At 53.0% G+C, this 25,258-nt stretch carries 24 protein-coding genes; 5 read left to right on the top strand and 19 right to left on the bottom strand.

The annotated features are described in order from the left end of the window. The first annotated feature begins 55 nt into the window (after positions 1–55). Positions 56–952, top strand: coding sequence for a DNA-binding transcriptional regulator YhaJ (gene yhaJ / locus OGY18_RS14185; protein WP_003024855.1), 897 nt, complete (start codon positions 56–58; stop codon positions 950–952). Positions 953–1,016: 64 nt separating this feature from the next. On the opposite strand, the gene OGY18_RS14180 is transcribed toward yhaJ, so the two are convergent. From OGY18_RS14180 to OGY18_RS14130, 11 genes are all read right to left on the bottom strand, one after another. Beyond that, positions 1,017–1,382, bottom strand: a complete 366-nt coding sequence (locus OGY18_RS14180; protein ID WP_003828575.1) for a DUF805 domain-containing protein — start codon at positions 1,380–1,382, stop codon at positions 1,017–1,019. Positions 1,383–1,507: 125 nt separating this feature from the next. Continuing rightward, positions 1,508–2,494, bottom strand: a complete 987-nt coding sequence (gene yqjG, locus OGY18_RS14175) for a glutathionyl-hydroquinone reductase YqjG (RefSeq protein WP_286553414.1) — start codon at positions 2,492–2,494, stop codon at positions 1,508–1,510. A gap of 72 nt (positions 2,495–2,566) precedes the next feature. Continuing rightward, positions 2,567–2,959 carry a DoxX family protein gene (locus OGY18_RS14170; RefSeq protein WP_003024847.1) on the bottom strand — a complete coding sequence of 131 codons (393 nt, stop codon included), beginning with the start codon at positions 2,957–2,959 and terminating at the stop codon, positions 2,567–2,569. Positions 2,960–3,132: 173 nt separating this feature from the next. Beyond that, a complete protein-coding gene (locus OGY18_RS14165; RefSeq protein ID WP_003828569.1) occupies positions 3,133–3,432 on the bottom strand; it encodes a YqjK-like family protein in 300 nt (99 codons plus the stop codon). Further along, positions 3,432–3,827, bottom strand: a complete 396-nt coding sequence (locus tag OGY18_RS14160) for a phage holin family protein (protein ID WP_003828567.1) — start codon at positions 3,825–3,827, stop codon at positions 3,432–3,434. Before OGY18_RS14160 ends, OGY18_RS14165 begins: the two co-directional genes overlap by 1 nt. A gap of 2 nt (positions 3,828–3,829) precedes the next feature. Beyond that, positions 3,830–4,135, bottom strand: a complete 306-nt coding sequence (locus tag OGY18_RS14155) for an ElaB/YgaM/YqjD family protein (protein ID WP_003024832.1) — start codon at positions 4,133–4,135, stop codon at positions 3,830–3,832. A gap of 33 nt (positions 4,136–4,168) precedes the next feature. Next, positions 4,169–4,537 carry a DUF1090 domain-containing protein gene (locus OGY18_RS14150; RefSeq protein WP_032934183.1) on the bottom strand — a complete coding sequence of 123 codons (369 nt, stop codon included), beginning with the start codon at positions 4,535–4,537 and terminating at the stop codon, positions 4,169–4,171. Between the two features lie 148 nt (positions 4,538–4,685). Beyond that, complete coding sequence (gene mzrA / locus OGY18_RS14145) at positions 4,686–5,054, bottom strand: EnvZ/OmpR regulon moderator MzrA (protein ID WP_162623447.1); 369 nt, start codon at positions 5,052–5,054, stop codon at positions 4,686–4,688. An 18-nt stretch (positions 5,055–5,072) separates the two neighbouring features. Beyond that, positions 5,073–5,735: a DedA family general envelope maintenance protein YqjA gene (gene yqjA / locus OGY18_RS14140; RefSeq protein ID WP_003828561.1), complete on the bottom strand. Its 663-nt coding sequence runs from the start codon at positions 5,733–5,735 to the stop codon at positions 5,073–5,075. A gap of 348 nt (positions 5,736–6,083) precedes the next feature. Next, complete coding sequence (exuR, locus tag OGY18_RS14135; protein WP_003828559.1) at positions 6,084–6,860, bottom strand: transcriptional regulator ExuR; 777 nt, start codon at positions 6,858–6,860, stop codon at positions 6,084–6,086. Positions 6,861–6,994: 134 nt separating this feature from the next. Next, positions 6,995–8,296, bottom strand: coding sequence for an MFS transporter (locus OGY18_RS14130; protein ID WP_003828557.1), 1,302 nt, complete (start codon positions 8,294–8,296; stop codon positions 6,995–6,997). 471 nt (positions 8,297–8,767) lie between these two features. Here OGY18_RS14130 and uxaC point away from each other — a divergent pair, with 471 nt between their 5' ends. From uxaC to OGY18_RS14115, 3 genes are all read left to right on the top strand, one after another. Next, positions 8,768–10,180, top strand: a complete 1,413-nt coding sequence (uxaC, locus tag OGY18_RS14125) for a glucuronate isomerase (protein WP_286553412.1) — start codon at positions 8,768–8,770, stop codon at positions 10,178–10,180. Between the two features lie 15 nt (positions 10,181–10,195). Further along, the gene (locus tag OGY18_RS14120; RefSeq protein WP_286553411.1) at positions 10,196–11,683 is read left to right on the top strand and encodes a UxaA family hydrolase; all 1,488 of its coding nucleotides are present in this window, start codon (positions 10,196–10,198) and stop codon (positions 11,681–11,683) included. 138 nt (positions 11,684–11,821) lie between these two features. Continuing rightward, positions 11,822–12,376 (top strand): YgjV family protein, encoded by a 555-nt coding sequence (locus OGY18_RS14115; RefSeq protein WP_063941813.1) that lies wholly within the window; start codon positions 11,822–11,824, stop codon positions 12,374–12,376. 16 nt (positions 12,377–12,392) lie between these two features. Here the strand turns inward: OGY18_RS14115 and sstT are convergent, their stop codons facing one another. The 4 genes from sstT to OGY18_RS14095 all read right to left on the bottom strand — a co-directional run bounded on the left by sstT (position 12,393) and on the right by OGY18_RS14095 (position 16,691). Then, positions 12,393–13,637, bottom strand: coding sequence for a serine/threonine transporter SstT (gene sstT / locus OGY18_RS14110; protein ID WP_003828553.1), 1,245 nt, complete (start codon positions 13,635–13,637; stop codon positions 12,393–12,395). A gap of 242 nt (positions 13,638–13,879) precedes the next feature. Continuing rightward, positions 13,880–14,848: a TerC family protein gene (locus OGY18_RS14105; protein ID WP_003828551.1), complete on the bottom strand. Its 969-nt coding sequence runs from the start codon at positions 14,846–14,848 to the stop codon at positions 13,880–13,882. 271 nt (positions 14,849–15,119) lie between these two features. Next, entirely contained in the window at positions 15,120–16,118 is a 999-nt protein-coding gene (locus OGY18_RS14100) for a Gfo/Idh/MocA family protein (protein ID WP_279275467.1), read from the bottom strand. 72 nt (positions 16,119–16,190) lie between these two features. Beyond that, positions 16,191–16,691: a M48 metallopeptidase family protein gene (locus OGY18_RS14095; RefSeq protein WP_016154609.1), complete on the bottom strand. Its 501-nt coding sequence runs from the start codon at positions 16,689–16,691 to the stop codon at positions 16,191–16,193. An 82-nt stretch (positions 16,692–16,773) separates the two neighbouring features. Between OGY18_RS14095 and rlmG the strand changes: the two genes are divergently transcribed. Further along, the gene (gene rlmG / locus OGY18_RS14090) at positions 16,774–17,910 is read left to right on the top strand and encodes a 23S rRNA (guanine(1835)-N(2))-methyltransferase RlmG (protein ID WP_003828544.1); all 1,137 of its coding nucleotides are present in this window, start codon (positions 16,774–16,776) and stop codon (positions 17,908–17,910) included. 151 nt (positions 17,911–18,061) lie between these two features. Here the strand turns inward: rlmG and OGY18_RS14085 are convergent, their stop codons facing one another. The 4 genes from OGY18_RS14085 to OGY18_RS14070 form a co-directional block, all read right to left on the bottom strand. After that, positions 18,062–20,080: an NADPH-dependent 2,4-dienoyl-CoA reductase gene (locus OGY18_RS14085; RefSeq protein ID WP_286548116.1), complete on the bottom strand. Its 2,019-nt coding sequence runs from the start codon at positions 20,078–20,080 to the stop codon at positions 18,062–18,064. Positions 20,081–20,309: 229 nt separating this feature from the next. Continuing rightward, positions 20,310–22,661 (bottom strand): alpha-glucosidase, encoded by a 2,352-nt coding sequence (ygjK, locus tag OGY18_RS14080; RefSeq protein WP_286553409.1) that lies wholly within the window; start codon positions 22,659–22,661, stop codon positions 20,310–20,312. A gap of 16 nt (positions 22,662–22,677) precedes the next feature. Further along, positions 22,678–23,739, bottom strand: a complete 1,062-nt coding sequence (gene ygjJ / locus OGY18_RS14075) for a protein YgjJ (RefSeq protein ID WP_148361439.1) — start codon at positions 23,737–23,739, stop codon at positions 22,678–22,680. Positions 23,740–23,821: 82 nt separating this feature from the next. Continuing rightward, on the bottom strand, positions 23,822–25,255 hold the full coding sequence (locus OGY18_RS14070; protein ID WP_003828538.1) for an amino acid permease: 1,434 nt from the start codon (positions 25,253–25,255) through the stop codon (positions 23,822–23,824). Positions 25,256–25,258 lie beyond the last annotated feature (3 nt).

Raw genomic sequence — 25,258 nt, 5'->3', positions numbered from 1 at the left:
CATTGTTAGCCAGATATTCTGCCCGGTATGTTCAAATTTCCTGAATGAGAACGAGATGGCCAAAGAAAGGGCTTTAACGCTTGAAGCGTTACGCGTCATGGACGCAATAGACAGGCGCGGTAGTTTTGCTGCTGCGGCAGATGAACTGGGACGCGTTCCTTCCGCACTTAGCTATACCATGCAGAAGCTGGAGGAAGAGCTGGACGTGGTGCTGTTTGACCGTTCAGGCCACCGCACAAAATTCACTAACGTTGGGCGTATGCTGCTGGAGCGTGGGCGCGTACTGCTGGAAGCTGCGGATAAACTGACCACCGATGCCGAAGCATTGGCTCGCGGTTGGGAAACGCATCTGACCATCGTAACCGAAGCGCTGGTGCCGACGGCAGCGTTTTTCCCGCTGATCGACAGGCTTGCCGGGAAGGCCAATACCCAGCTTTCCGTTATTACCGAAGTTCTGGCCGGGGCGTGGGAGCGTCTTGAGCAGGGGCGGGCGGATATCGTGATTGCGCCGGATATGCATTTTCGCTCATCCTCAGAAATCAACTCGCGCAAGCTGTACTCGCTGATGAACGTCTATGTAGCGGCCCCGGATCATCCCATCCATCAGGAGCCGGAACCGTTATCGGAAGTCACCCGCGTTAAATACCGTGGGATCGCGGTGGCGGATACCGCCCGTGAACGTCCGGTGCTGACGGTTCAACTGCTGGATAAGCAGCCGCGTCTGACGGTGAGTACGATAGAAGATAAACGTCAGGCGCTGTTGGCCGGATTGGGCGTGGCGACGATGCCGTACCCGCTGGTGGAAGAGGATATTGCGGCTGGTCGGCTGCGGGTCGTTAGTCCGGAATCGACAAGCGAGATAGATATTATTATGGCCTGGCGTCGTGACAGCATGGGCGAGGCGAAATCCTGGTGTCTGCGGGAAATCCCCAAGCTGTTTGCGGGTAAATAGTCTGACTGTTCCGCCGGATGCGGTGCAATTGCACCTTATCCGGCCTACAAAAGGGTGTATGACGTCAGGATGGTTGCTTAGGGTCAGCGCCGAAGCGGTTGCTCCCTTGAGTCCCGTTTTGGCAGTTGAAAATGATGATCACCAGCCAGCCTACGATCGGGATCAGCAGCACCAGTAGCCACCAGGCTGAACGATCGGTGTCATGTAAACGCCGGAACTGTACTGCCCACCACGGAATAAAGACCAGAACCCCGTAAATCGTCGTTAATATGCCTTCTCCACCGGCGCGCTCCCAGCCAAACATTCTGTCCAGAATACCCAGCACGAACGTGAAGATGATGTTGACCAGCACAAACATCCAGTATTCTTTACGACGCGCGCGGCCACCAAAACCAAAGTAATTCTTTAATACGTTTAAATACCAATCCATTTTTGCCTCGTTCTGCATTCAATTACTTGTTTTTAAAGCAATCAAATTAAGAATAGCTGTGAATGAAATGATGGTAAATATTTGCGGTATTAATTATTTAGCCCCCAGATGGGGGCCAGTGTAAATCAGGCGAAACGCTCGTCACGCCCCTGGGGTTCGTTGAGGTCCTGCCACGGCCCAACAGAAATAATGCCGGTTGGGTTAATGGTTTTGTGGCTACGGAAGTAGTGATTGCGGATATGATCGAAATTGACGGTTTCCGCAATACCCGGCATCTGGTAGATATCACGCAGGAAACCGTACAGGTTCAGATAGTCGCTAATCCGGTGTTTGTCGCACTTGAAGTGGGTGACATACACGGGATCAAAGCGTACCAGCGTGGTCCACAGGCGAATGTCGGCCTCGGTTAACTGGTCGCCGGTCAGGTAACGATGTTGCCCAAGGATCTGCTCCAGTCGTGCCAGAGATTGAAAGACGTTATCCACGGCGTCGTCGTAGGCTTCCTGACTGGTGGCAAATCCGGCTTTATACACACCGTTATTAACGTTGTCATAAATCCAGCCGTTCAGCTCGTCGATTTTGCTTTGCAGGGCAGGGGGATAGTAATCTCCGGCTTTCGCGCCCAGCGCATCAAACGCGGTGTTAAACATGCGGATGATTTCTGCAGATTCGTTGCTGACAATAGTGTGGTTCTTTTTGTCCCACAGTACCGGAACGGTCACCCGACCGCTGTAGTGCGGATCGGCGTGTAAATAGAGCTGATAAAGAAATTCGTGCTGATACAGGGTATCGCCGGTTGCCGCCGGGAAGTTGTCGTCAAAGGTCCAGCCGTTTTCCAGCATCAACGGATGCACAACGGACACGGAAATAAACGGTTCCAGCCCCTTGAGTTTGCGCAAAATCAGCGTGCGATGCGCCCATGGACAGGCCAGAGAAACGTACAGATGATAGCGGTCTTTTTCGGCAGCAAAGCCACCTTCACCGGTCGGGCCAGGCGCGCCATCCGCGGTGAGCCAGTTACGGAAAGCCGATGCAGAACGTTGAAATTTTCCACCGGTTGATTTGGTATCGTACCAGGTGTCATGCCAGACGCCGTCAATCAGTTGTCCCATGATTTTCGCCTCCTCAGATAGCAAAAGCGAGGAGATATCTCCTCGCTTTTTGATGTGTTCAGTATAGTTTGATTACCACTTTTTATTCAGCACGCGGTCGATACTAAATGCGCCTGGACCGGTGATAGCCAGCAGCAGGAAACCGCCTGCGATGGTCAGGTTTTTCATGAACATCAGGGAGTTCACACCTTCCGCAAAGTTGCTGTGGAAGAGGAACGCTGTCAGCAATGTGAAGCCTGCGGTGAACAGCGCAGTTGTACGGGTCAGGAAACCGAACAGAATTGCCAGACCGCCACCAAACTCAAGCAGAATCACCAGCGGCAGCATAAATCCTGGGACGCCCATGGCTTCCATGTACTGTTGGGTACCCGCATATCCGGTGATTTTTCCCCAACCTGCGGTAATAAACAGGATTGGCATCAGAATGCGCGCTACCAGTACACCAACATCTTCTAATTTCTTCATCATACTCTCCAGGAAACCACTCAGGCGGCTTATTGTGTTTTTTTGTGCATCGACGCTGCAGAGCACGTCGTTGCTGTCGATGGAGAGAATCATAAACGTGCTTAATGAGAATTGTTAGCAAGGAAAACTGTCAGTATTTTTCAAAAATTTTGAGGTTGGGGGTAAGTAAAGGATTAGCCGCGCAGTTGCTGCTGTCTGATGGTCGATTTCACCAGACGCCAGATACTCCAGACGCTAAAGCCGCGCTTAGCCCAGCGTACCAGCAGATTCGGGTTGCGGATGGTGCGAACCGCCATAATACTGCTCCCGACCAACACCCAGCCACGCAGGTTCAGTAGCGTCTTCCAGCCACGATCGTAGACCTCGGTGGCTTCCAGCCAGTCGCGGCGAGTCGCAGACAGATCCAGCCGTTGCTGCTGGATCTGTCCAAGCAGTTGCGCCTTACGCTTTTGACGTTCGACTTTGCTGCTCATTATGCATCATCCTCCAGGGCTTGCCTGTCATTAGCGAGTTCCTGGCGTGTATGGCGTAGCAGCGTTGTTTTACGTGCTTTACGCAGCGTCCATATCCCGCCAATCAGCGCTAACAGCAACAGCACAACGGTGGTGGCAATCATGGCGTTCAGGCGGTATTGAGGGTCAATGGCCCAGATGATAAGCACCATCAGGCTCATCAGGCCAAACGCCGCGAACAGCATAGTCAGCCCAAGCATCAGCAGGATCTGGATGAGATTGGCTTTTTCCTCTTCCAGCTCAACGACGGCCAGCCGCAGCCGTGTTTCTACGATCTCAACGAGAATCGTCAGGATCCGCTGTCCAATACCCAGTACGCCTTTGCCTGGACCTTGTGCGTGTTGAGAATCAGCCATTGTTAACGGCGCGACAGCAGTACACCAAGCACCACACCGACTGCAGCGCCAATGCCGACGCCTGTCCATGGGTTTTCGCGCACGTAGTTATCGGCTTTAGCCGCGGCCTCACGGGTCTGTTTGGCAATTACATCGCTGGTTTCACTCAGACGATGGCGGCTCTCGCGCAGCGCATGTTCGGCTTTGCTGCGAATTTTACTCATCTCTTCCTTCGACTTATCGCCAGAGGAGCTAAGTACTTCTTCAAGCGTATCCGCAAGAGATTTCAGCTCAGCGCGCAGGTTTTCCGTAGCATTATCTTTCGACATAGTTTTCTCCAGTTGAGTGGCTAGTTACCGTACTTAGTAATCGCGGGTCTCGAGTTCTTTTAGCTCTTGCTGAGCTTCAGCAAGCTTGTGTTCACGCTTTGCTACCTTCTCCGCATCGCCTTTTTGCTTAGCTTCGGCTAAGTCACGTTGACGCTCGGCAATCTCATTTTTCTGCTCGGCGATCTTTTTCTGATGGTTGGCGCGCAGTTTGCTGTCAGTACAGTTTGCTCTGACTTCGCTCAGCGCTTTGTTCAGCCCATTGATACGGCTCTGATTGTTGTGTTTTTCGGCATAGCTAATCTCCCGCTGAATGTCTTGTTCTTTTTCCTGACAGAGGGTGGTGGCGTAGCTGCCGGCACTGAGAGCGAAAAGGCTAATTGCCAAAGCGATGCGGTATTTCATTCTTGAACCTTCCATTGTGATTCGACCTCGTCGTTTAGGGTCGATGCTCCAGAATAATAAAACGTTGGGTCATAAACCCAGTTTATTAATCATAGGCGCTAAACGGTGAAATCACCAAAGTGAGTGATCTAATTCAGATTCCTGGAAATTAACCAAAACGGTGTGGGGTCTCACGTAAGCGGGATAACCACTGAACCGCCTGATTATTATCATCCTGCTGAGCGATAACGAAACCGTGCGGTAACGTTCGATCCAGTACGACCTTTGCCGCTGCGCTCTGTGCACTGGAATCAAAGGTAATCAGCAGGGCGTCATTTTGCGGAGTGATGCTTTTAAAACGAATGCCGTTGGCATCCAGGTGATGCCAGATAGAGAAGCCATCAGGCATGCTGGCTCCCTGGTTTACGGCACGAATGGCAAGCGTTGACTCCTGCTGGCGAATGACCGACCAGGTCAGGAGCAACGCGCCGATGAACAACATAAAAGTGGTGGACCAGGCAAGTCGTCGGAGCGTTATGCATGATTTCAGCATAATTTACCCTCGGTTCCCGTATTTCTTTTTCCAAAGAACAACCAGTGAACCTGCCAGACCAAACACCAGTAACACCACAGGAAGCAGCATCAGGCAAGACATCAGCTGATCTTCATATTTGAGAAACACCGGTGTTTTGCCCAGCAGATAGCCCAGCGATGTGAGAATAAGGACCCAAAGCAGTCCGCTCATCCAGTTGAAGAACTGAAAGCGCGCATTGTTCAGGCCGGACAATCCTGCGATGGTCGGCAGTAATGTTCTGACAAACGCGATAAAGCGGCCGACCAGCAGCGCAGACAAGCCATGCTTATGGAACAGATGATGCGCACGCTGATGATAATGTGCAGGAAGATGAGATAACCAGTTTTGCACGGTGCGGGTATTACCCAACCATCGACCTTGTATATAGCTGAGCCAGCAACCGAGGCTGGCTGCGGTGGTGAGTAGTAGCACCGTTTGCGGAAAACCCATTGCGCCTTTGGCAATAAGTACGCCGACCAGTACCAGTAAACTGTCGCCAGGTAAAAAGGCTGCTGGCAGCAGTCCGTTTTCCAGAAACAAAATAGTAAAGAGTACAAAATAGAGCATGCCAATCATGGAAGGATTGGCCAGCGTTTCAAAATCCTGAGCCCATAAAGCATTTAGTAATTGAGTCAGTAGTTCCATTCAATATTCCTGGAGAATCGGTTGTCGTCATGCCGGTTTTCTGGATTTTGTAACACCACGATTTTATTAATATTTTTTACATGACTTGTGGTCTGTTACAAACTCACGGCCTGAACTATTCCCTGTAAAGTTGTGAAGTTAGCAAGCTCTTAAACACAAAAATTCAAACAGCATCTAATTGTAACAAAGGTCAACGTAGTCCGTTATAGAAATTACGGTTGTTGAACTGTGATTTTGCTTATCGCAATGGAGGGAGGCGAGAGGATTTACACAGGCTGACACTTTATACCTAACGCTTACCAAGTGTCAGAAACAGGCGCGTGGTCGCGCCTGCATTGATAAGATTGTTTATTTTGCGCTGTTAGCCGCTGTATCGAGGTGAACGACCGGATTTTCGGTAAATAGATAACGGTCCGCATTGAACTCAAAATCATCGCTGGTTTCGTTAAACAGCATCTGCTTCGTGTTCTCAAGATGCTGCCACATCGCCAGTTTGGCGGCATGAGGATCTTTGCGAATCAGCGCCCGAAGGATCTGGTCATGGTCATCACACCAGTTATCAACCGTGCGCAGGTCGATGTGGTCGTGCAATTTCTTCCAGTAGGGGTTGTGAATACGCTGAGTCCACATTTTTTCAACAATCGCGGCCAGAGCCGAGTTCTGCGTTGCCAGGGCGACCTGCACATGGAACTGGAGATCCCACTCGGAGTCACGAAAGCTTTTTTCGTTACGTGATTTCTCCTGAATCTCCATCAGCTTCATGATGTCCTGTTTGGTCACCTGGGTGGCGGCAAACTCGGCAATGTTACTCTCAATGAGCTGACGCGCCTGGAGCAGCTCGAAAGGACCGTAGCTGGCAAATTCCAGGTTTTCATCTGGCGCAACATAATGTCTGGGTTGGTTGGAAATGACGTGGATCCCCGATCCTTTGCGCACCTCAACGTAGCCCTCAACCTCAAGCATGATAATTGCTTCACGAACCACGGTACGGCTGACATTTTTTTCATCGGCGATAAAGCGCTCGGCGGGGAGTTTGTCACCCACCAGATAGACGCCCTGCTCAATGCGTTCTTTCAGATCAGCAGCAAGTTGTTGGTACAAACGTCGTGGTTCGGTGATTTCCATATGCGCTCCAGGCATGATACGGCAGACTATATTTGTTATACCACTTTTGCGATTACTGCTCCACTCGCGGCGATAAAAAAGCCGCCAGATAACTGGCGGCTTCGCATTATATACCCTTGATGAACAACAGCGGGTTAATTTTGCGGAGCGGGATCGCCTGTCTGTGAGCCCGAATCGACTTCGCTGGCCGATTTGTTTTGCAAGACCGTCCAGATAACGAGTGCGCCGAGCAGGTCGAATACCGCCAGTACGGCGAACAGCGGGCTAAAGCCGATAGTGTCAGCCAGTGCGCCAACAACCAGTGCAAACAGCGTACTTGCAAGCCAGGCGGACATACCGGTCAGGCCGTTTGCCGTTGCCACTTCATTACGACCAAATACGTCAGAAGAAAGCGTAATCAGCGCACCGGATAGCGCCTGGTGAGCAAAGCCGCCGACGCACAGCAGGGCGATAGCAATGTACGGGCTGGTGAACAGACCAATCATCCCTGGGCCAATCATCAGCAATGCGCCCATGGTAACGACCATTTTACGTGAAACGATCAGGTTAACGCCGAACCAGCGCTGGAACAGAGGCGGTAAGTAGCCCCCAACGATACAGCCCAGGTCAGCAAACAGCATCGGCATCCATGCAAACATCGCAATCTCTTTCAGGTTAAAGCCGTAGACTTTAAACATGAACAGCGGGATCCAGGCGTTGAAGGTACCCCAGGCCGGCTCAGCCAGGAAACGCGGCAGCGCGATGCCCCAGAACTGGCGGTTACGCAGGATCTGACCGAGCGACATTTTTTTCGAGGTCGCGTTTTTATGCTGTGATTCCTGACCATTCAGAATGTAATCACGTTCTTCATCAGACAGTTTTTTCTGGTCGCGCGGGTGTTTGTAGAACACAAGCCAGCACATCGCCCAGATGAAGCTCAACGCACCGGAAATAATGAATGCCATCTGCCAGCTGTGCATGACGATTGCCCAGACGACCAGCGGCGGAGCAATCATCGCACCGATTGAAGAGCCGACGTTAAAGTACCCCACGGCAATTGAACGTTCTTTTGCCGGGAACCACTCAGAACTGGCTTTCAGACCCGCAGGGATCATTGCGGCTTCAGCGGCACCTACTGCGCCACGCGCCAGTGCCAGTCCACCCCAACTGCCAGCCAGTGCGGTCGCGCCACAGAAGACGGCCCACAGAACGGCGAACATCGCGTAACCAACTTTTGTGCCGAGCACATCAAGCACGTAGCCGGCAACGGGTTGCATTACGGTGTAAGCAGCAGAATACGCTGCGATGATATAGGAATACTGTTGAGTGGAGATGTGTAACTCTTCCATCAGAGTTGGCGCAGCTGCCGCCACAGTGTTACGTGTCAGGTAACCCAGCACGGTGCCAAGCGTCACCAGTGCAATCATGTACCAACGTAACCCTTTAATTTTACGCATGTAAAACCTCATCGTTTTGTTATGTCCGCGAACGAGCGGTCATCTTCCAGTTCAGGGCGGAGGATGTTCTTTTACGAGGGGGGACCGAAAAAAAGCCGGTACTCCCCGAACTTTGCCATGTCAATAATTGTGCTAATTCGGTTTCCGTACCGGTCAATCCGATGGTTATACATCGGTAATTTGCATTCCGTCGGCTTATGTATCGCGACGGCCAAAAGATAACTTGTCATACAGCTTTAAAAGGTGAGTGCCATCACAAAAGTGTGAATCTTCGTGTGGTCATTATTTCGATTCAGCAAAGCCAGCACTGGCGCGGCTTGACGCGTGATTTACCTCTTTGAGAGTAATTTTTTTGTCACCATTTGTTGATCTAACTCACGAAAATATCTTCAGTGTATGGAAATTGGTGTGATAACTTTGTCAACATCAAAACATAAGCAATCTGACGCACTCGTTGAGAGGAAGACGATAATGACCCCGTTTATGACTGAAGATTTCCTGCTGGACACCGAATTTGCCCGCCGTCTGTACCATGATTACGCCAAAGACCAGCCGATCTTCGATTACCACTGCCATTTACCACCGCAACAAATCGCTGAAAACTACCGTTTTAGTAACCTGTATGACATCTGGCTGAAGGGTGATCACTACAAATGGCGTGCGATGCGTACCAATGGCGTCGCTGAGCGCTTGTGTACCGGCGATGCGTCCGATCGCGAGAAGTTTGACGCATGGGCCGCTACGGTTCCGCACACTATCGGTAACCCGCTGTACCACTGGACCCACCTCGAATTACGTCGCCCGTTTGGTATTACAGGTAAGCTGCTTTCTCCTGCGACTGCTGATGAAATCTGGAACCAATGCAACAAGCTGCTGGCGCAGGATAAATTCTCCGCGCGCGGCATCATGCAGCAGATGAATGTGAAAATGGTCGGCACTACCGATGACCCGATCGACTCTCTGGAGCATCATGCGGCCGTTGCTAAAGACGGTACCTTTGATGTGAAAGTGCTGCCGAGCTGGCGTCCGGATAAAGCCTTTAACATTGAGCTGGCGACCTTTAATGACTACATGGCGAAGCTCGGTGAAGTGTCTGACACGGATATCCGCCGCTTCAGCGATCTGCAAGCTGCACTGACCAAACGTCTGGATCACTTCGCGGCTCACGGCTGTAAGGTTTCTGACCACGCGCTGGACGTGGTGCTGTTTGCCGAATCTAACGAATCTGAACTGGATAGCATTCTGGCGCGTCGCCTGGCGGGTGAAACCCTGAGTGAGCATGAAGTTGCCCAGTTTAAAACCGCCGTGCTGGTGTTCCTTGGTGCGGAATATGCTCGTCGCGAATGGGTACAGCAGTACCACATCGGCGCGCTGCGTAATAACAACCTGCGTCAGTTCAAACTGTTGGGCGCGGATGTTGGCTTCGACTCCATCAATGACCGTCCGATGGCTGAAGAACTGTCCAAACTGCTGAGCAAGCAGAACGAACAGAACCTGCTGCCGAAAACCATTCTCTACTGCCTGAACCCGCGTGATAACGAAGTGCTGGGCACCATGATCGGCAACTTCCAGGGCGAAGGTATGCCGGGCAAGATGCAGTTCGGTTCCGGCTGGTGGTTCAACGATCAGAAAGACGGGATGGAACGTCAGATGACGCAGCTGGCCCAGCTCGGTTTGCTGAGCCGTTTCGTCGGTATGCTGACCGATAGCCGTAGCTTCCTGTCATACACGCGCCATGAATACTTCCGTCGCATTCTGTGCCAGATGATTGGCCGTTGGGTTGCTGCAGGTGAAGCACCGGCAGATATCCAGCTGCTGGGTGAAATGGTCAGAAATATTTGCTTCAACAATGCGCGCGATTATTTCGCCATTGAACTGAACTAAGGCCCGGGTGAAGGTATGCAATACATCAAGATCCATGCGCTGGATAACGTCGCGGTTGCGCTTGCTGATTTGGCTGAAGGAACCGAAGTTACCGTTGATGGGCAGGCGGTGATCCTGCGTCAGGCGGTCTCTCGTGGCCATAAATTCGCTTTAAGCGATATTGCGAAAGGCGAAAACGTCATTAAATACGGTTTGCCAATTGGCCATACGCTGGTGGACGTTGCGGCGGGTGAGCATATTCATGCTCACAACACCCGTACCAATCTGAGTGACCTGGACACGTATAGCTACCAACCTGATTTTCAGGCGGAAGTTGCACAACCGGCGGATCGCGATGTGCAGATCTACCGTCGTGCCAACGGCGATGTTGGCGTACGCAACGAACTGTGGATCCTACCGACAGTAGGCTGCGTTAACGCCATGGCGCGCCAGATGCAGAACCGTTTTCTGAAAGAGACTAACGACGCCGAAGGAATCGACGGCGTGCATCTCTTCAGCCACACCTACGGCTGTTCACAGCTCGGCGACGACCACATTAACACCCGCACTATGCTGCAAAACATGGTGCGTCACCCGAATGCGGGTGCGGTGCTGGTGGTCGGCCTTGGTTGTGAAAACAACCAGGTTGATGCCTTCCGCGAAACCTTAGGCGAGTACGATCCTGAGCGCGTTCATTTCATGGTCTGCCAACATCAGGAAGATGAAGTGGAAGCGGGGATTGAACATCTTCACCAGTTGTACAACGTGATGCGTAACGATAAACGTGAACCAGGTAAACTGGGCGAGCTGAAGTTTGGTCTGGAATGCGGCGGCTCTGACGGCCTGTCCGGTATTACTGCCAACCCGATGCTGGGGCGTTTTTCTGACTACGTTATTGCTAACGGCGGCACCACCGTACTGACCGAAGTACCGGAAATGTTCGGCGCCGAGCAGCTGCTGATGGACCACTGCCGCGATGAAGAAACGTTTGGCAAGCTGGTCACCATGGTCAATGACTTCAAGCAGTACTTCATTGCTCACGACCAGCCGATCTACGAGAACCCATCGCCGGGCAACAAAGCGGGCGGTATCACCACGCTGGAAGATAAATCTCTCGGCTGCACGCAAAAAGCAGGCTCCAGCCAGGTGGTGGACGTACTGCGCTACGGCGAACGCCTGAAGACGCATGGTCTGAACCTGCTGAGCGCACCGGGTAACGATGCGGTGGCGACCAGTGCCCTGGCGGGCGCGGGCTGTCATATGGTGCTGTTCAGTACCGGTCGCGGTACACCTTACGGTGGTTTTGTGCCGACGGTGAAAATTGCCACCAACAGCGAGCTGGCGGCGAAGAAAAAGCACTGGATCGATTTTGACGCTGGACAGTTGATCCATGGTAAAGCGATGCCTCAGTTGCTGGAAGAATTTGTCGATACCATCGTCGAGTTCGCCAACGGCAAGCAAACCTGCAACGAGCGGAATGATTTTAGAGAGTTAGCGATATTTAAAAGCGGCGTAACGTTGTAGTAAATACCTGATGGTACCTGCATGCAGGTCTGCGCAAACCGTAGGCCTGATAAGCGCAGCGCCATCAGGCACAAACCGTTGCCGGATGGTGTCGAACTCGCCTTATCCGGCCTACGAGATAGAATTGGGGTTGCTTGCATGACCGCGTATTGGCTGGCCCAGGGCGTAGGTGTCATCGCCTTTCTGATCGGTATTACCACCTTTTTCAATCGCGATGAGCGCCGGTTCCGGCTGCAACTCGCTGTCTATAGCGCCACTATCGGCGTGCATTTTTTCCTGATGGGTGCCTGGCCTGCGGGAATGAGCGCAGAACTCAACACCATCCGCACACTTGTCTCAATGCATACCCGCAAACTGTGGGTAATGACCGTTTTTATTGTCCTCACCCTGGTTCTCGGGCTGGCGAAATTACAGCATGCGATGGAGCTATTGCCAATAATTGGCACGCTGGCCAGCACCTGGGCGCTGTTTCGCTGCAAAGGGTTAACCGTGCGCTGCGTCATGTGGTGCGCAACCGCCTGTTGGGTTATCCATAATTTCTGGCTAGGGTCGATTGGTGGGACGATGATCGAAGGGAGTTTTCTGGTAATGAACGGCCTGAACATTATTCGTTTCCGGCGGATGCAAAAACGCGGAATTGATCCGTTCAAAATTGAAAAAAGCGCACAAGAAGAGAACCCCTCCGCCCGATGATGGAGGGGAACAGCGATTAGCCGCGCAGGGCGTTATTTGCCAGACGCTCGTCTTCTGCCTGGCAGGCTGCAGCGGTAAACAGGACGTCTGTAGAAGAGTTCAACGCCGTTTCACATGAGTCCTGCAATACGCCGATGATAAAGCCAACGGCAACAACCTGCATGGCGATGTCATTCGGGATACCGAACATGTTGCACGCCAGCGGGATCAGCAGCAGAGAACCGCCCGCCACGCCCGATGCACCACAGGCACACAGCGAAGCCACCACGCTGAGTAACAGCGCTGTCGGTAAATCGACCGGAATACCCAGCGTATTCACCGCCGCCAGCGTCAGTACGGTAATGGTGATCGCCGCGCCCGCCATATTGATGGTGGCTCCCAGCGGAATAGACACCGAATAGGTATCACGATCCAGATTCAGCTTCTCACACAGTGCCATGTTCACCGGAATATTTGCCGCCGAACTGCGGGTAAAGAAGGCATACACGCCACTTTCACGCAGACAGGCCAGCACCAGCGGGTACGGGTTACGGCGAATTTTCCAGAAGACCAGCAGCGGGTTGACCACAAATGCCACCAGCAGCATACAGCCTACCAGTACGGTCAGCAGTTGGGCGTAGCCCCAAAGCGTTGCGAAACCGGTGGTTGCCAGCGTGGAGGAGACCAGACCAAAGATACCGATTGGCGCGAAACGAATCACCAGTTTCACCATAAAGGTGACGGCGTTGGACATATCATTGACCAGATTTTTGGTCGTTTCATTACCGTGGCGCAGTGCAAAGCCCAGACCAACGGCCCATACCAGAATACCGATATAGTTAGCGTTAAGCAGGGCATCAACTGGGTTAGAAACCATGCTCATCAGCAGGCTGCGCATCACTTCAACAATCCCGGACGGCGGTACGATATCCCCCGCGCTGCTGGAAAGATGCAGTGTTGATGGGAAAGCAAAGCTGAAGACAACGGCGGTTAATGCCGCTGAAAATGTTCCGAGCAGGTAGAGGAACAGAATAGGGCGGATATTGGTTTTTTGCCCGTGCTGGTGGTTGGCGATAGAAGCCATCACCAGCATCAGAACCAGAATTGGCGCGACGGCTTTTAATGCGCCGACGAACAGCGTACCCAGCAAACCAGCGGCTTCAGCCGCAGGTTTTGACACCAGTGCCAGTAAAATCCCCAGTACCAAACCGATCAAAATTTGTTTAACCAGGCTCCCTTGCGCCAAACGCGAGAGTAGCCCCGATGAACGTTGCGTAGTCATGTCGTGATCCTTTCATTGTGTTGTTGCCTTACCTTTGTGCGTTCTGTTGACGCATCTTTCTGGATGGGGCAAATGTTTGCTTGGCTGAGTATAAGGAAAGAACGGGGTTCTGGAAGCTAAATATCCTGGATTCCGCGTTGAGATCATATTTTATAACTTTAACTTAACATTATTTTGACATGATAAACAAAAAGCCCGACGCACGCTGTGTGCTGTCGGGCTTTTCAGCTAGCAGATGAAACTTACTGTATTTGCTGTTTTTTATCGTGCTGGTGGTTGACCCACGCGTTAACAATCAGCGTCACAAACAGAATGCCAAATACCACGCCTAACGAGATAGCGATCGGGATATGGTAGAAATCGACGATCAGCATCTTAATACCGATAAACACCAGAATGACCGACAAGCCGTACTTCAGCATGGAGAAACGCTCCGCCACGCCCGCCAGCAGGAAGTACATCGCACGCAGACCCAAAATAGCAAACAGGTTCGAGGTCAGCACGATGAACGGGTCGGTGGTCACGGCAAAGATAGCCGGAATACTGTCGACGGCAAAAATCACATCGCTCAGCTCAACCAGAATCAACACCAGCATCAGCGGCGTAACAAACAGCAGGCCGTTTTTACGCACAAAGAATTTTTCATCTTCGATGGTATCGGTCATGCGCAAATGACCGCGCAGCCAGCGTACTAACGGTCTGTCGCCAATACCGGAGGCATCTTCTTTCGCCAGCGCCATCTTCACGCCGGTAAACAGCAGGAACGCGCCGAACACGTACAACAGCCACTCAAACTGGGTGATAAGCCAGCTGCCCGCGAAGATCATGATCGTACGCAGCACAATCGCACCCAGCACGCCATACACCAGTACCCGACGCTGCAACGCAGGCGGCACGGAGAAGTAGCTGAAGAGCATCAACCAGACAAAGACGTTATCTACTGCCAGTGATTTTTCGATCAAATAGCCGGTAAGGAACGCCAGCGCCTGTGGGTCGGCAACGGCGCGCCCCTGGGTTTCTGCCAGGTACCACCAGAAGGCGGCGTTAAACAGTAACGACAGCGTTACCCAGACGATTGACCAGGCCGCAGCCTGCTTCATTGACATCGTATGTGCGCCACGGCGACCCTGCAACAGCAGGTCGATGGCCAGCATAATTACCACTACGACAGCGAAGCCACCCCATAACAACGGTGTGCCGACAGTATTCATTGTATTTCCCCATGCATAAAAAAAACGGCCAACGCCGAATGGCATTAGCCGCTGCTTTTTATGCATAGACCTTGCCATTCGGCAAGGTCTCACTTACAACAACAAAGGAATACGGTGGCGTATTCCTTTGTTATCGCCCGGCGACCGGATGTGGTTTTTCACACATCGTAATGACGATCAACCGACAACGAAGTTACTCCCCTTTGCGGGTTACAAAATATTACAGGCCATGCATTCAGTCAATGGCCTGCAACATTCGTTTTACACACCTTTACGCAGTCAGCGATGTTTCCGCTTCGTCTGCCGGGAAAACCACGCCGGTCTGGCGGCGAATCTCCGTTTGCAGTTTGGCGGTGGTACGGCTGACGGCCAGTGCCGGGTGATCCACTTCGCCGGATTCAACCAAATGGGCAAAAGCCTCTGCCTCATACAGCATAGTATTGATGTGTTGAGGCGTCGTCAGATCCTGCGTTTTTCCCCCGCGTGGCACGAAGCACACCTTTTGGCATTCGGAGATATGCTCGATGACCAGCGATCCCGATTCGCCCTGAATTTCACTGGCTAATACCGAGTCACTTACTTTTGAGTGCTGGAGCGTAACGCTGAAATCACCGTAATTCAGCACCACCACGCCGTGGGCATCCACGCCGCTTTCCAGCAGGCTGGCGCTGGCCTGAACGCTCTGCGGTTCGCCCCACAGCGCAACCGCTGAGGCCAGGCAGTAAAAACCGATATCCATAATCGAGCCATTGGAGAACGCCGGATTAAACGTGTTCGGGTTTTCACCGTCCAGATAGCGCTGATAGCGCGAGGAGTACTGGCAGTAATTGATAAACGCTTTCCTGATTTTTCCAACTTTTGGGAGCGATTGCTGTAACAGCAGGAAGTTAGGCAGGTAGGCGGTTTTAAACGCTTCAAATAGCACGACCTGATTCTCACGCGCGCAGGCGATAGCGGCTTCGGCTTGCGCCAGGTTGGAGGCCAGCGGCTTTTCGCAAATAACATGCTTTTTGTGCCGCAAAAACAGCTCAGTCTGCGGGAAATGCAAAGAGTTTGGACTGGCGATGTAGACGGCGTCGATCGCCTCGCTTTGCGCCATCGCTTCCAGCGAGGTAAACAGATGTTCGACTGGGTAATCGTTGGCGAAGGTCTGCGCCTGCTCAAGGCTACGAGAATAGACTGCGGTTAACTTATATTTGCCGGTTTCATGGGCGGCATCGACAAACTGGCGGGTGATCCAGTTTGTGCCAATTACTGCGAAACGTATCATAAAGGCCTTCAGGCTGCGAAAAGGGATTCTTTCGTCAATTTAGCATGCCCTGAAGACAAAGCCAGTGCGCGACTACGCAGTTTGCTTTAACGATTGTTGCGTTAACCACAGGCGGGTATCGAACTCCAGTTGGTGATACTGAGGCTCCATATGACAACACAGCTGGTAAAACGCTTTGTCGTGCTCTTTTTCCTTCAGATGCGCCAGTTCATGAACGACGATCATACGCAAAAAGGGTTCGGGGGCATTGCGAAACACGGTGGCGACGCGGATCTCCGCTTTGGCTTTGAGCTTACCGCCCTGCACGCGAGAAACGGCGGTATGCAGCCCCAACGCATTCTTCAGAACGTGGATCTTGCTGTCATACATGACTTTATTCAGCGGCGGGGCGTTACGCAGAAACTGATTTTTCAGATCCTGAGTATATTGCCAGAGCGCTTTGTCGGTCGCGAAGTCATGCGTACCCGGATAGCGCTTCTCCAGCACTGCGCCCAGGCGCTGCTCAGCAATCAGCGTTCTCACTTGAGAAAGCAAATGTTCCGGGTAGCCCTGGAGGTAAGTTAGTTGGTTCATTCATGTCCACGCAAATCATAAAAGTGTATACTCACGCACCCTTTTCAGGGATACGCCGAAATTTTACCATTCAGGAGGGCCGATGAGCCACATAGACAACGGTTTCCGTTCGCTGTCACTTAAACGTTTCCCGGAAACGGATGACGTTAACCCGCTGCTGGCGTGGGAAGCTGCAGATGAATATCTGCTGCAACAGCTGGACGATACCGAGATTAGCGGCCCGGTGCTGATCCTGAATGATACCTTCGGCGCGTTGGGCTGTGCGCTGGCGGAACATACGCCGTACAGCATTGGCGACTCCTATCTCAGCGAGCTTGCCACGCGTGAGAACCTGCGTCACAACGACATTGCCGAGTCGAGCGTCAAGTTCCTCGACAGTACCGCTGACTATCCGCAGGCGCCGGGCGTGGTGCTGATTAAGCTGCCAAAAACCATGGCGCTGCTGGAGCAGCAACTGCGTGCGCTGCGCGAAGTGGTAACGCCAGAAACGCGCATCATCGCCGGGGCAAAAGCGCGTGATGTACATACCTCGACGCTGGAACTGTTTGAAAAAGTGCTGGGTCCAACCACCACTACGCTGGCGTGGAAAAAAGCCCGATTGATCAACTGTACGTTCAGCAAACCGGAGCTGGCCGCTGCCTCGCAGACGCTCAGCTGGAAGCTGGAAGGCACCGACTGGACTATCCATAACCACGCCAACGTCTTCTCCCGTACCGGACTGGATATCGGCGCGCGCTTTTTTATCGAGCATCTGCCGGAAAACCTCGAAGGGGAGATTGTTGATCTCGGCTGCGGTAACGGTGTTATCGGTATGACGCTGCTGGCGAAGAACCCGGAAGCCAGCGTGGTATTTGTTGATGAATCGCCGATGGCGGTGGCTTCAAGCCGTTTGAACGTGGAAAGCAACATGCCTGAAGCGCTGGATCGCTGCGAGTTTATGATTAACAACGCGCTGTCTGGCGTCGAACCTTTCCGCTTTAACGCCGTGCTGTGCAACCCACCGTTCCATCAGAAGCATGCGCTGACGGATAACATTGCCTGGGAAATGTTCCACCACGCCCGCCGCTGCCTGAAAATCAACGGCGAGCTGTACATTGTGGCTAACCGTCACCTCGACTACTTCCACAAGCTGAAGAAGATTTTCGGCAACTGCGAAACCATCGCCACCAATAATAAATTCGTGGTGCTGAAGGCGGTTAAAACCGGTCGTCGTCGGTAATAGCGGGTGCCGGATGCGGCTAACGCCTTATCCGGCCTACAGTATAAATCTGCCTGATTCTGTAGGCCTGAAAGCTGCGCGCCATCAGGCAAATCGGTGCAGAGTGCCGGATGGCGGCTAACGCCTTATCCGGCCTACGAAAGACATGACGTTAAATTTCCAGCGCCAGCCTGGTGCCCTGCGCAATAGCGCGTCGGGCATCCAGTTCCATCGCCACATCACAGCCGCCGATCAGATGCACCGTTTTACCTGCCGCGTGCAGCGGATCGACCAGCTCACGGCGCGGCTCTTGTCCGGCACAAATCACCACGTTATCCACGTTAAAGATCACCGGTTCACCGTTCAACACAACGTGTAACCCATCATCATCAATCTTCTGATAGCTGACTGCCGGGATCATTTTCACGCCGCGTGAGAGCAGGGTGGCGCGATGGATCCAGCCCGTCGTTTTACCTAAACCTTGCCCCGGTTTGCTGGCTTTGCGCTGTAGCATCACTATCTGGCGCGGGCTGCGGGATAAGTGTGGGCCTTCCGGGCGTAAGCCGCCGGGCTGTTGCAGGCTGGTGTCGATCCCCCATTCTACGCAGAACTCCGCAATGTTCTGGCTGGTGGGTTCGCCGGTCTGACTCAGATACATTGCGGTATCAAAACCGATCCCGCCGCAGCCCACGATCGCCACGCGTTTACCCACCGGCGTTTTATCGCGCAGAACGTCGAGATAGCTCAGTACTTTAGGATGATCGATCCCCTCGATCGGCGGCATGCGTGGCTCGATCCCACTGGCGAGGATCACTTCGTCGAAGGTGTGCAGATCGTGTGCGCTGACAAAGTGATTCAGCTTTAGCGTCACGCCAGTCACGTCGATCATCCGGCGGTAGTAGCGCAGGGTTTCATAGAATTCTTCTTTGCCGGGGATCTGTTTGGCGATATTAAACTGCCCGCCAATCTCGCCATGTGCGTCAAATAGCGTCACGTGATGCCCGCGCGCTGCGGCATTTATGGCGAAGGCGAGGCCCGCAGGACCCGCGCCAACAACCGCCAGGTTCTTTGGCACAGCTGCCGCAACAATCGGCATTTTGGTTTCATGGCAGGCGCGCGGATTGACCAGGCAAGAGGTGACTTTGCCGACGAAGATCTGATCCAGACAGGCCTGGTTACAGCCGATACAGGTGTTGATCTCATCTGCTCGTCCGGTTTGCGCTTTTGACAGCAGTTCGGCATCGGCGAGGAACGGACGGGCCATCGACACCATATCTGCATCCCCACGGGCCAGAATGTCATCGGCGACCTGGGGATCGTTAATGCGGTTGGTGGTGACCAGTGGGATTGTCACATGCCCTTTCAGCTTACGCGTCACCCAACTAAACGCACCGCGCGGTACAGGAGTAGCGATAGTGGGAATACGCGCCTCATGCCAGCCAATACCGGTGTTAATAATGGTGGCCCCGGCGGCTTCTATAGCCTGCGCCAGCTGGACGGTTTCGTCGAAGGTTCCGCCATTTTCCACCAGATCGAGCATCGACAGGCGGAATATAATAATAAAGTCATTCCCGGCACGCTGGCGTACCGCTCGCACCACCTCAACGGCAAAACGCATGCGGTTGGCATACTCACCGCCCCATTGGTCATCGCGCTGGTTGGTACGCAGCGTCAGGAATTCGTTGATGAGATACCCTTCCGACCCCATCACTTCCACGCCATCGTAGCCCGCTTCCCGCGCCAGCTGTGCGCAGTGGGCAAAATCTTCAATCAACTGCAGTACTTCATCGTGCGTCAGCTCATGCGGTGTAAAACGGTTAATGGGTGCCTGAATAGCAGATGGCGCCACCAGATGCGGCTGGTAGCTGTAACGCCCGGTGTGCAGGATTTGCAGGGCGATTTTGCCGCCTTCATCATGCACGGCATCGGTAATGACGCGATGGTGCGCAAGCTGGCTGGTGTCGTTGAGCATCGCACCGCCTTCCATCCCCACGCCGGAAAGCGCAGGCGCAATGCCTCCGCTCACAATCAAAGCCACACCGTGACGGGCGCGTTCGGCGTAGAACGCGGCCAGCCGTTCTGCACCATCGGGATATTCCTCCAGTCCGGTATGCATTGAACCCATCAGCACGCGGTTTTTAAGCGTGGTGAAGCCTAAATCGAGCGGAGCGAACAGCGACGGATAGCTCATAAAGGTGTCCAGTATGTAAAATTATTGTTATGTGGTCGGATGAGTTAATAATTTAGCCGTCGCCGCGTAAAAGGGAAAAGAGGAATGCCGTGATTGTGATGGGATTCAAAAAAGGAGTGGAGCCAGAGGACGAATATGCCGGATGGCAGTGCAAGCACCTAATCCGGCCGGTGAAAATGTGTCTTTGTAGGCCGGATAAGCGAAGCGCCATCCGGCGTTATGTCACAGATTACTGTTTTTTAAGAAAATCGTTATACAGCATATAGAGATGCGCCGCGCTCCAGGAGAAATTCGGTGCGCCCTGCTGTGCGCCGGTCAGCGGGTTATAGTTTTCCTGAATCGGACCGTCGGCGGTGAGGCCTTTGGCGTGGCTGAAGAAGGTATCCGCCAGTTTTAACGCGTCATCGCGATAGCCGTAACGCTCCATCCCTTTTAGCCCGAACCAGAACTGATCCACCCAGACGCGCCCGCGCCAGTAGATATCCGCGCCGAAAGCCGGGTTGGTCAGCGCCGCCGTGCCAAGCGGGACAAAGGTGTTGAACTCTTTGGGGTCGAGCATCACCTTAACCACCGCGTCCGCATGGGGCTGCGTTGCTGCACCGTTAAACAGCGGCGACCAGCCTTCCGGCCCTTTGCCACGTTCGACGATCGGTTTACCCGCGCAGCCGTTTGCCAGCGGTTGCTCCTCAATACGAACGTCGTAAAAGAATTTTGTTTCCGGGTCGAACATGCAGGTGTTGATGTAATCTGCGAGGTTTTGCGCCAGCTGGCGATAGCGCTGCGCCTCTTCGTGTTTGCCGAGCAGGGTCGCCATCTGCGCCAGATAATGGTTGTCGCTGTACATGTAGCTGGCCTGATCGACTGACTCCTGCAACAGCGAGTAACCCAGCAAATTACCGTCTTTACTGCGATTTTCGGCAAATTTCACCACCCAGTCGCTGCGTTTTCCACCGCCCGCGACGTATTTATCCAGTTGATCTTTATCGATAAAACCAAATACAGCCGCATCGTCACGACCGGACTCCCACGAGGCGGCAACCTGCGCCGGGATCTCAAGGCTGTCATACTGACCCTTATCGATCACGGTGGCGTAATTGTTCAGCCCGGAGAGCGTTTCTTCCGTGTCGCCTTTTTTCACCGTAAACAACATTTCGCCGCGGTCGGTATTGTGGGCTTTATCGCGGGTAGCGCCGTATTCCGGCACGCCGTTGCCATTATGATCGCGGTTACGCAGCCACCAGTCGTGATACGCAACCAGCTTTGGATACATCTCTTCGAGCCAGGCCTTGTCTTTGGTGACGTTGTAGACCTCCATCACCGACCAGGCTGCCAGGCTGGGTTTGGTGTTGCGCTCGTTCCAGTTACCGCCGTCGCCGCCGCGTTCCGGGCTGAGATTCCAGGCAATCAGGTCGGGAATGAATCCGGCATCCTGCGGGCGAACCGGATCACCGGGTTTAACCTGCCATGAAAAGACGGCGCGAATATTCTCTTTGGCGATCTCCGGGTTAAAGTGCGCCATAGCGAAGGCCTGCTTCCAGGTGTCCCACGGCCAGGTTTGGTTGCCGGAGAACCAGCGGCCGGTGACCGATGGCGTCACGGTATTGTGTTTTACCGCACCGCCTGGCGAGCGCCAGTTGCCGTTTAGCGTTTCAATAGCTTTTACCGCGACCCGGGTTTGTTCCGTTGTGGCATCCGGGTTAGTTAAGCCTTTTTGCAGATAATCTGCCCAGCGCTTTTGTGATGCAGCAAGATACCAGGCCGGGCGCGCCAGAATATCGCGGATCTGCGGCTGCTCTTTCGCTACATCCTCGGCGGTAAGCAGATGAGACCAGGTGGTGTAAATAGTTGTCGAACCGCTGATATGGGCCTTCCCCGTAAAGCGATGACCGTTAACCGTGGTTTTCATAGCGACAGATTTATGCACCTGATACTCCGACTCACCGGAGGTGAGCAGATCCCAGGTTGAGCGCACTTTGCCGAAGGTGACTTTCAGACCGTCGTGCGTGGCGGTGATTTTGCGCTGATAGCCAGGGAATTCGCTATCAATGGTTTTATCCGACAGCGCTTTTCCCTCTTTGGCTTCCAGTTTCTCCAGCAGCTCGCCGTCCCACACCAGATCCAGCGGCGTGTTGCTGGTGATTTTGGTTTCCAGCAGCGAGGTGCGCGGGCTGGCAAAACGCAGCGTCATCTCTATTTGCACATGCTTAGATGAAAGCTTTTGCACCAGCGCGCCGGGAATGCTGTAGGCCTCAAGCGCGAAATCGACCTTTTTACCGTGCTGGTACACCGTCAGACGGTCAAAATTATTGGCCATAAAATTGATGTACTCTTCGGTCAGCAACGCCACGCCAGGAAAGCCGCCCATCGTTGCAGGGCCGTCCGGGAGCAAATGACCGTGCCAGGCGCCGAGATCGAAAAATGGATTAAAGCGCTGATGGTCGTCGTGATCGTAGTCATGCATGTAGCCCGGCGCACCGGTGCGATTAATGATGTTTTTAAAGTCGTTAGCACTGGCGGCATGTGCGGAGAAGTTCATCAGCAGGATACAGGCCAGCGGCGTAAGAATAGGTTTCATGTTCATGGTATTCCGGTCCTTGTTACCAATAGAAATATTGCATCAGGAAGATTTGGTCGCTCGGGTCGCCGGATGCATTCCGCATATAGAACCGACTGTCGAAGGCGGTAGCGAAACGGCCGCCGCCGTATTCATACCAGATACCAAACTGCATAAAGGAAGTGGTTTCGTCCTCATAGCTATCCGGTCGGTGTTTGGCGTAGCTATAAGCTGTGGAGAGGTAAACGCCTTTTAGCGCTTCATACATCGCGCTGACCATATAGCCGGTTTCGGTGCCGGACACATCCAGTCCGTCGGCGCGGCCCGTGTGGTGCCAGGCGCGGGCGGCGAAGTTGGGCGAAAGGATGCCGGTCAGGAACAGTTCTCCGGTGCCATCCGTTATCTCCAGGCCGTTCATCCAGGTTACGCCTTCGGTCAGGTCGTACTGGATGTAGCCGTTCATCATGGCCGGATAGGTATATTTATCGTCGTAGCGATCGTATTTACCAAAGTGCAGCCAGGCTTTGCTCTCGTCGTGGTGTCCGGCGGGCGTTGCTGTCACGCTGTAGCGCAAAGGACCGGTCAGGTTTTGCACCTTAATGGCGGTCATGATGTCGCGAGTGTTGGGAATGACGTAGCCCAGGTCTGGAGTGAAATCCCCCCACCATTGCAGGTCATCCAGCGAAGAGTCCTGGCGCAGGCTGAGCATCAGCTCCGTTCCGTCATTGGTACGATAACCGCCGTAAAAGCGGTTGAGCCCGCCCTCGAATCCGCCCCAGCTATGGTCAGGAACCCAGGCATTGCCCTGATGGTCGGCCTGCACGGTCCAGCCCTCGCCGTAGATCAGACCAAACCAAGAGCCGTGTTTTATCTCCAGGCCACCTTCTATATAGGTACCATCACTGTATTTATGTTTGTCTTGTCCTTCTAAATCCATATATCCCCCTATGCCCAATTCGCCATAAAAGCGAAATGAGGGGGAAGATATTTCTGGCGTTTTCGTGTCGTCGTGTTCTGCAGGGCGAACTTCTTCTGCACCCAGAGAGGAGACGCAGAAAAAGGGCAGGGCAATAATTGCCCTGCAACAATGGCTAATGTTTTTCATGCTTCGATCCTAAGCAAATAAAATTTAATTTTTATTGTTATAGCCTTGGCGAATATTGTTTATTGTTATTATGTTTTAGTCATTAATTGATATCTGAAGCAGGGGCCGCCTCAATAGCTTTTTCTTCTTTGGTTAGCCCTTTGATATATTTACTGTATTTCCACCAGGCAAAACCGAGGAAAATAACAATCCCACCGACGTTATAGAAAATAATGGTCATGATATTGCCGCCGGTTGGGAAGGTAGAGGCAATAAATCCGATGGTGAAAAGAACGATCAGCATCGACACCACAACAATGCCGGTTTTTTGCGAACCCATACGGAAGTCGCGCGGTAAGTGGTCCAGTTTTGCACGCAGATTCAGGTAAGCCAGCATAATAAACAGCGGCGGCAGCATCGAGGCGGCGGCGGTCATGTTGATGATGGTGTTCATTAAATCCTGCACGGTATTGGAGCCGAGCGTCGGGATAATCATCAGCGGGATAACGATCAGGAACTGGATCCATGCTGCACGGGCCGGGACGCCGTTTTCATTCAGTTCGACGGTTTTTTTACCGAAAATACCCGCCGGAATTTCAGAGAAGAAGATCTTCACCGGCGTTGCGGTCCACATCAGCAGGGAACCGAACATCGCGGTAAAGGAGACCAGGCCGACAAAGCGGTTAACGACCAGCTCCGGCAGGCCGAAATATGCCGCCAGGCCGTGGAATACCTGCACCGAACCACCGGTAAACTTCAGCTCTTTGCTGCTGACGAATACGTTAATCAACACCGAGGAGATGGAATAGAGCACGCCGATAAAAATTCCGGCAATGATAATGACCTTCACGAACGATTTGGAGCCGCCCTTGACGTCGTTGACGTACACCGCCACCGACTCCGCGCCGCCTGCCGCCATAAAAATCCAGGTGGTGATACCGAGGAAGGCCCAGTTAAAATTCGGGATCATTGCGTCTACGGTGATAGGGTCAGCAGGCTGTACGCCGCCAACCAGCGCCGTACCTGCCAGTAAAATATAGGACAGCGTCAGCAGCAGCATCAACGTGGAGGTGACCGAGGTAATCGGCCCTAACATTTTTGCACCATTGGTCGAAACCCAGGTGGAGAAGGCAAACAACACCATACTTAACACGGTGGTTGCGAACGGCGTCAGAATGTATTCGTAGCCTAAAAAAGCATATGAGGCGTAGGCAATAACGCGGGGCAAAAGCGAGGTAAAAAAGAACAGGTTAACGAACCAGTAGGTGTAGGCAGTAATAAATGCCCAACGCCCACCCAGCGAACTTTTTACCCATGCGTAGACACCGGCTTCGGAGTTTTTATTCAGCGAAACAAATTCGGCGATGATTAAGCAGAACGGAATAAAATAGAAGATTGTCGCGAGGAAAAACATCGGTGCGGATGCCAGACCAAGCTCAATATTATTGTTGATTACGTTATTAAAACTATAAACCGCGGCAAAGGTGAGTGAAAGTAAGCCGAACTTGCCGATAGTATTACGTTTGGTATCAGACATAGC

It is taken from the genome of Citrobacter sp. Cpo142, assembly GCF_030332425.1.
Classification (GTDB): Bacteria; Pseudomonadota; Gammaproteobacteria; order Enterobacterales; family Enterobacteriaceae; genus Citrobacter; species Citrobacter portucalensis.
The sequence above is the reverse complement of the archived record's forward strand: the minus strand, read 5'-3'. Positions and strand labels throughout refer to the sequence as shown.